This is a genomic window from Plantibacter sp. 2H11-2, assembly GCF_050031945.1.
Taxonomy (GTDB): Bacteria; Actinomycetota; Actinomycetes; order Actinomycetales; family Microbacteriaceae; genus Plantibacter; species Plantibacter auratus.
The window spans coordinates 37,082-44,715 of record NZ_JBNBBL010000015.1; the positions used below are offsets into that span (position 1 = coordinate 37,082).

Here is a 7,634-nt window from a genome sequence, read left to right on the forward strand (position 1 = left end):
GGTCAGCCGCCGAGGGCGTCCTTCACGGCCTTCATCGCGACGTCCCAGGCCTTGTCCGGTGGGGTGTTGCCGGCTTCGACGTCCGTTACGGTGTTGATCATCGCGGAACCGATCGTCGCCGTCTCCGGACCGTTGAAGAACGGCTTGAACTCCTGCAAGGACTTGCCGAGCACGGCACCGATCTTCGAGTCGCCGAAGAACGGGTCGGTGTAGTCGGCGATCGCGGTGGACTCGTACGCGGAGACCGTGCTGGGCAGGGCGCCGGTGTCGGTGAAGTTCTTCAGCTGCGACTCGGGTGACTGCATCTCCTTGATGTAGGCCCAGGCCGCCTCCGGGTTCGCCGCGCGCTTCGGGATGGCGAGGTAGCTGCCGCCCCAGTTGCCGGCGACCTTGGGCACCGTCGTCACGCGCCACTGGCCGGAGGTGTCGGGCGCGTCCGTCTTGATGCTCTTCAGCATCCAGGACGGAGCTGCCATCGCGGCGAAGGCGCCGTTGGTCTTGCCCGTGCTCCAGCCGGTGGAGAATGCGGGGACGTTCGCGGTGATGCCGGCCTCGATCGCCTTGATCGAGATGTCGAACGCCTCCTTCACCTGCGGATTCGTGTCGTACACGAGCTCGCCCTCGGGCGTGTAGTACTTCTCGTCGACCTGGTTCACAGTCTGGAAGAAGACCGAGGTGCCGGCGTTGTCGAGGAACGGCTTCCCCGTGGCGGCGACGTACTGCTGGCCGACGGAGATGAAGTCGTCCCAGGTGGGCCAGAGCGCCGCGACCTCGTCCGGGTCGGACGGCAGGCCGGCGGCCTCGAAGAGGTCGGCGCGGTACGCCATCGACATCCCGCCCACGTCGGTCGGTACCCCGATGACGGCGTCGTTCTGCGCCACCGCCTGGTCCCAGACCCACGGCAGGTAGTCCCCGGAGATGTCGTCGGCGCCCATCGTGCTCAGGTCGACGAAGTTGTCGGGGTTCGCGACGAAGTTGGGCATGTCGTCCCCCTGGATGAGCACCAGGTCGGGGACCTTACCGCCGGCCAGCGCTGCGGTGAGCGCCTGGGCGGTCTCCTGCGTGCTGCCGACCTCGGTGAGTTTGACGGTGATGTCGGGGTGCGCTTCCTTGTACTTCTCGACATCGGCCTTCTGGTTGATGCCCGTGAAGGACCAGAACTGGAAGGTCTTGTCATCGCCGCCGCCGGACCCGGAACAACCGGTGACCAGGGCGCCGACCATGACGGCGACGGTTGCTGCTGCTGCAAGACGGAATTTCACTGGAAATCCCCCTCCTATGCGGGATCGTGTTCCGCGGTGTCGCGCTACGTTGCGGTCACCGGCCGGAGATCGCTCTCCGGCTCGCGCCGATGTCGACTGGATCGGGGAGCATCCGGACCGTTCGGGCGTGGTGATCACCATAGGCAGCGGGGTTCCAGGGCACCAGGGCAATATTGCGCAACTCGGAGACCGCTCTCTCGGATTCTGCGATGCTCGTTGCCAGACCACCGGCAGGTGGACGATCGCAAAGGAGCGAGGATGCGCAAACCGACCCTGGTCGACGTCGCCCGAGAGGCCGGCGTCTCCCGAGCGACCGCGTCGCGGGTCCTCGCCGGCGCCTCGACGGTCGACGCCTCGATGGTCGTCGCGGTGCGCGAAGCGGCCGCGAGACTGGCCTACCGCACGAACGTCGCAGCCCGGTCGCTCGCCGGAGGCAGGACGGGCGCGGTCGCGATCGTCCTCGCGGCGGGCGAGCTCGAACCGTTCTCCGGATCGTTCGTCGCGGCACCGCTCAAGGGCGCCACCGCCGCGCTCCTGTCGGCAGCCCAGCAGCCCGCGCTCTTCCTCGCCGACCCGCGCCAACTCGACGCGCTCGTCGCCTACCTGGCGGCGCACTACGTGGACGGGGCGGTGGTGATCCTGCAGCACGAGATCAGCACCATCACCCAGGCGCTCGCCTCGGTGGACCTCCCGATCGTCTTCGTCGGCCGCCCGATGGGTGAGCACACGGAGGACGTCACCTTCGTCGACTCCGACAACTACGCCGGCGGTCGTCTCGCGGCGGAACACCTGATCGCGCTCGGCCGCACACGGATCGGCGTCATCTCGGGCCCCGCCGACATGGCCGCCTCCAGCGACCGCGTCCGAGGCTGGCGGGACGTCCTCACCGAGCGCGGCCTCGACACCCGTGCGGTCGCCCGAGGCGATTTCACCATGCCGAGCGGCTCGTCGGCCATGGCGCGGTTGCTCTCCCGGTACCCGGACCTGGACGCCGTCTTCGCGGGCTCCGACCTCATGGCGGTCGGCGCGATGCGCGTCCTCGAGGCCAGTGGCCGCACGGTCCCGGACGACATCGCGCTCGTCGGATTCGACGACACGGTCGTCGCGGCCACGGCGGAGCCACCGCTGACCTCGGTCCGTCAGCCGTTGGAGCAGATGGGCAGGGTCGCCGCGGAACTCGTCATGGAGCTCATCGCCGGCCGGACGACCGCACCGCGCTGGCTCGACACCACGCTCGTCGTCCGGGACTCCGCCTGACCTTCGGCCCACCGGCCGTCACACCCGCCTCACCGACCGCTTCGGAGGAACCATGTCCGACCTCTCAGCGACGCCCGAACACCGCGTCGTCCATCTGCAGTGCGACGGCGTCTCCGTCGTCCTCGTCCAGCACGGGACCCGCCTCCCGACGATCGCGCACTGGGGAGCCGCCGTCGATGCCGACGACCTTGAGTGGCTGGCCGCGTCCACAGCCACCGTGCGCGGCGACCTCGTCGACGGATCTGACGCGCCGTACGAGCCGAGCCTGTTGCCCGAGCACGCGTCGGGCTGGTCGGGTCTGCCCGGCCTCCGGGCGCATCGCGCCGGGACGGCCTGGTCGTCGCGCTTCGAGGTGGCCTCGGTCGAGGTCGACGGGGCGGTCCTCCCGGCCGGCGAGGTGCGGCAGTGCGGCGCCGCGCTGGTCGAGGTGACCGCGGTCGACGACCAGACCCGCATCGCTCTCCTCGTGGCGATCGAACTGACACCGACCGGCCTGCTGCGCACGCGCGTGACGGTCACGAACCGGGGCGACGACCTCCTGGAGATCGAGGGTGTCGTGCCGGCCCTCCCGGTCCCGACGTCGGCTCGGGAGATCCTCGACTTCGCCGGTCGGTGGGGCAACGAGAAGCTGCCGCAGCGGCTTCCGGTCACGACCGGGACGCACCTCCGCGAGTCGCGGCACGGTCGCCCCGGTCTCGACGCCACCGGGGTCACCGCGATCGGAACACCGGGGTTCGACAGCCGGACCGGTGACGTCTGGCTGTGCCACGTCGGTTGGAGCGGCAACCACACGATCGGCGTCGAACGCACCGACGGACACCTCGCGTTCCGTGGCGGCGAACTGCTCCTGCCCGGCGAGGTCCGACTCGGCCCCGGCGAGGACCACCGGACCCCATGGGTGTACGGGGCCCACGGCGTCGGCCTCGATGCCGCCTCGTCGCGGTACCACCGTTGGCTGCGCTCGACCTCGCGGGCGGCTCGGCGTCCGCGCCCCGTCACTATGAACGTCTGGGAGGCGGTCCTGTTCGATCACGACCTCGACGTCCTCACCGAGTTGGCGACCCGGGCCGCGGCCATCGGCGTCGAGCGCTACGTGCTCGACGACGGATGGTTCCGCGGACGTCAGGACGACACCCGCGGCCTCGGCGACTGGACACCGGACCCCGAGCGTTGGCCGGACGGTCTCGCGCCGCTCGCCGACCGGGTGCGATCACTCGGCATGGAGTTCGGGCTGTGGTTCGAACCGGAGATGATCAACGAGGACTCCGACCTCGCACGCGAGCACCCGGACTGGATCCTGCGGGCGAGGGACGAGCTCCCCTCGCCCGTCCGGCACCAGCAGGTGCTCGATCTCGGCAATCCGGCGGCCTTCGACCACATCCTGCAGGCCATCGACACACTGGTCCGCGAGCTCGGGATCGCGTACCTGAAATGGGACCACAACCGCGACCTCGTCGATGCCGGGCATCCGTCGACCGGGCGGGCGGCCGTGCACGACCAGACCGAAGCCCTCTACCGGCTGCTCGACGAGCTCCGATCGCGGCACCCGCACCTCGAGATCGAGAGCTGCGCCTCGGGTGGAGGCCGCGTCGACCTCGGTGTCCTCGAGCGGTCCGATCGCGTCCACACCTCCGACAACCACGACCCGATCGAGCGGGCCCGGATGCTCCGGTGGACGGGGCTCCTCGTCCCGCCCGAGATGCTCGGGTCGCACGTGGCCTCGGCCAGATCAGCCACGACCGGACGCACGCACACGCTCCACACCCGGTGCGCGGTCGCCCTCCTCGGGCATTTCGGCGTGGAGTGGGATCTGCGCGAGCTCGACGATGCGGATCGGACGACCCTCGCCAGATGGATCGCCGTGTTCACGCGTCATCGCGGACTCATCGCCACCGGCCGCGTCGTCGGCGACGGCGAGTGGGACGACGACGCTCCGACCCTGCGCGGGGTCGTCGCGGAGGACGGCACCACCGCGCTGTACACCCTCGTGACTCCCCCGCGGTCGGCCGACTCCCGTCGTCGGGTCCGCCTTCCCGGACTCCGCCCGGACGGTCACTACCGCCTCGCCGTCGCGCAGGACGACTCCCTCGGCCCGCGCTGGGTGATCCCCCAGTGGCTCCGGGATGCGCCGCCACTCGACGCCGACCCGGCCACGCTCGCGGCGGCGCCCGTGCTGAGCGGTGGCCAGCTCGCCGTGATCGGCCTCGACCTCCCCACCTTCCAGCCCGACCGCGCGATCACGATCCTCGTGACCGCCGTCTGACTCACGACCCGCTGCACAGAACAGGACCACATCACCCATGGACTCCACTGCGACCGTCACCGTCGACCTCGACCGGCCGGGCCCCACGATCAATCGACACGTCTACGGCCACTTCGCGGAACACCTCGGGCGCGGGATCTACGACGGCTTCTGGGTCGGCGAGGACTCGCCCGTGCCGAACATCGGCGGCATCCGGCTCGACGTCGTGGAGGCGCTCCGCGAACTGCGCATCCCGAACCTCCGCTGGCCGGGCGGATGCTTCGCGGACCGCTATCACTGGACGAGCGGCATCGGACCTCGCGAGGACCGCCCGAAGCTCGTCAACACGCAATGGGGCGGGACGAGCGAGACCAACGCGTTCGGCACCCACGAGTTCATGGAGCTGTGCGAGCTCCTCGGCGCCGACGCCTACGTCTCGGGCAACCTCGGTTCGGGCACCGTGCAGGAGATGGCCGACTGGATCGAGTACCTGACCGGTGCCGGGGAGACCCCGATGGCCGAGTTGCGTCGGGCGAACGGCCGGGAGGAGCCCTGGGACGTCCCGTTCTGGGGGCTGGGAAACGAGCCTTGGGGGTGCGGTGGCAACCTGCGCGCCGGCGCGTACGCGGACCTGGCACGCCAATTCGGCACGTTCTGCGAGAGCGGCGGGAAGGTCCCGCTCTACCGGGTCGCCGCCGGCGCCGACGGGTTCGACGTGGCCTGGACCAAGACGCTGATGGAGGTCGTCGCCGACGTGGCCACCCACCCGTTCTCGGCGACCCCCTGGGAAGCCGTCTCGGTGCACTACTACACGATCGGCGGCAGCTGGAAGGCGAAGGGCAGCGCGACCGGGTTCGACGCCGCGGAGTACTGGAGCACGATCACCGCAGCACAGGGCGTCGAGCAGCTGCTGTCGTCGCACGCCGCCGTCATGGACGTGTACGACCCGGAGGAACGGTTCGGCATGGTGCTCGACGAGTGGGGCACCTGGTGGGACGTCGAGCCGGGCACGCATCCCGGGCATCTGTTCCAGCAGAACACCATCCGCGACGCCATGGTCGCCGCTTGGCACTTCGACGTGTTCCACCGATTCGCGGGCCGGCTGCGCATGGCCAACATCGCGCAGACGGTCAACGTCCTGCAGGCGATGCTCCTGACCGATCCCGACGGCGGCGAGATGGTCCGGACGCCCACCTTCCACGTCTTCGAGATGAACAGCCCGCACCAGGACGCCACGTCCCTCCCGACGCACGTGGTTGGGCCGGTCCGCGACGCCGACGCCGCACACGCGGGTGGCATCCCGACCGTCTCCGCCTCGGCGAGCGTCAAGGACGGCGTCCTCCATTGCTCGCTGACGAACGTCGACCTCGACGCGCCACTCGTCATCGAGGTCGACGTCCGTGGCGGGTCCGTGGTCGAGCCGCACGGCCGGCTGCTCACCGCTGCGCGGCCCGACGCCCACAACCGTCCCGGTGAGACCGACGCCGTGTCACCGCGACCGCTCACGGGTCTCGACGTCACACCGACGGGTCTTCGCGTCACGCTCCCACCGCACTCGTTCGCAACGATCACGGCTCAGGTCGTCGCGCCATGAGCGAGGTTGAGATCGCGGTCACCGAGGTGCGTGCAGCACGTCGGGCGCGGGCGGACCGCCCGCCGATGGGCTGGAACAGCTGGGACTGCTTCGGAGGGTCCGTCACGGAGGCCGAGGTACTTGCCAACGCCGCGTTCCTGGCCGAGCACCTGCTGCCCGTCGGCTGGGACACGGTGGTCGTCGACATCCAGTGGTACGAACCGGCGCCCGGCGTCGGCGACTACGAGCGCGTCTCCCAGCCGACGCTCGACGCCTGGGGCCGACCGCAACCCGCTCCGAACCGGTTCCCGTCTGCGGCGTCGGGCGGCTTCCGCGCGCTCGCCGACCGCGTCCACGCGCTCGGGCTCCGCTTCGGGGTGCACCTCATGCGTGGCGTGCCGCGTCTGGCCGTCGACCTCGACCTACCGATCCTCGGTTCGACCGCCCGCTGCGGGGAGATCGCCGATCCGTCCAACGTCTGCTCGTGGAACCCCGACAACGTCGGCGTCGACATGACCGCCCCGGGCGCCCAGGCCTACTACGACTCGGTCATGGCACAGCTCGCGGACTGGGGTGTCGACCTCATCAAGCTCGACGACGTGCTCTACCCACCGATCCAGACCGCCGAGATCGAGGCCATCTCGCGGGCGATCGACGCGACTGGTCGACCGATGGTGCTCAGCCTGTCCCCGGGGAAGCGACTCTCGACCGAGCACCTCGACACTCTTCGATCGACGGCGCAGCTGTGGCGGATCTCCGACGATCTTTGGGACGACTGGTCGGCGGTGCTCGAACAGTTCCAGCGCCTCGCCCGCTGGGCGCCCCTCCAGCGTCCGGGGGCGTGGGCCGATGCGGACATGCTCCCGCTCGGGCGGATCGGCATCCGCGCCCACGTCGGTTCGGACCGGCTGAGTCGCCTCACCCCGGCCGAGCAGCAGACGCTCATCACCCTCTGGTGCATCGGCCGGTCGCCGCTCTTCTTCGGCGGCCACCTCCCGGACACCCCGGCGCACACGCTCGCGCTCCTGACCAACCCGGACGTGCTCGCACTGCTCGGCAGCGACGGGACCCGGGAGATCATCCGCGACGGCGACCTCGTCGTCTGGGCGGCTGAGCTCGGCGAGACCCGGTGGCGCGCGGTGTTCTGGCTCGGTGATGCGGACACCGGGCTGCGGGTGCACCTGGCCGATCTCGGTTGCGCCGATCGATCGTCCGTCACCGAGCTGTGGAGTGGTCGGCCGTTGCCGGTCGCCGACGGCGCCTGTCTCTTATACACATCTGACGCTGCCGACGACAATTA

The 7,634-nt window shown here is 70.2% G+C and carries 5 protein-coding genes; 4 read left to right on the forward strand and 1 reads right to left on the reverse strand.

All coding sequences use genetic code 11. The features are described from left to right. Positions 1-2: 2 nt before the first annotated feature. A complete protein-coding gene (locus ACQG07_RS18995; protein WP_164486943.1) occupies positions 3-1,262 on the reverse strand; it encodes an ABC transporter substrate-binding protein in 1,260 nt (419 codons plus the stop codon). A gap of 258 nt (positions 1,263-1,520) precedes the next feature. Here ACQG07_RS18995 and ACQG07_RS19000 point away from each other — a divergent pair, with 258 nt between their 5' ends. From ACQG07_RS19000 to ACQG07_RS19015, 4 genes are all read left to right on the forward strand, one after another. Beyond that, positions 1,521-2,519: a LacI family DNA-binding transcriptional regulator gene (locus tag ACQG07_RS19000; protein ID WP_124769272.1), complete on the forward strand. Its 999-nt coding sequence runs from the start codon at positions 1,521-1,523 to the stop codon at positions 2,517-2,519. A 52-nt stretch (positions 2,520-2,571) separates the two neighbouring features. After that, the gene (locus ACQG07_RS19005; RefSeq protein ID WP_426739128.1) at positions 2,572-4,782 is read left to right on the forward strand and encodes an alpha-galactosidase; all 2,211 of its coding nucleotides are present in this window, start codon (positions 2,572-2,574) and stop codon (positions 4,780-4,782) included. Between the two features lie 37 nt (positions 4,783-4,819). Continuing rightward, on the forward strand, positions 4,820-6,355 hold the full coding sequence (locus tag ACQG07_RS19010; RefSeq protein WP_191941053.1) for an alpha-N-arabinofuranosidase: 1,536 nt from the start codon (positions 4,820-4,822) through the stop codon (positions 6,353-6,355). After that, the coding region (locus ACQG07_RS19015; RefSeq protein WP_426739129.1) for a glycoside hydrolase family 27 protein at positions 6,352-7,634 on the forward strand (1,283 nt) is incomplete at its 3' end. The genes ACQG07_RS19010 and ACQG07_RS19015, both read left to right, overlap by 4 nt.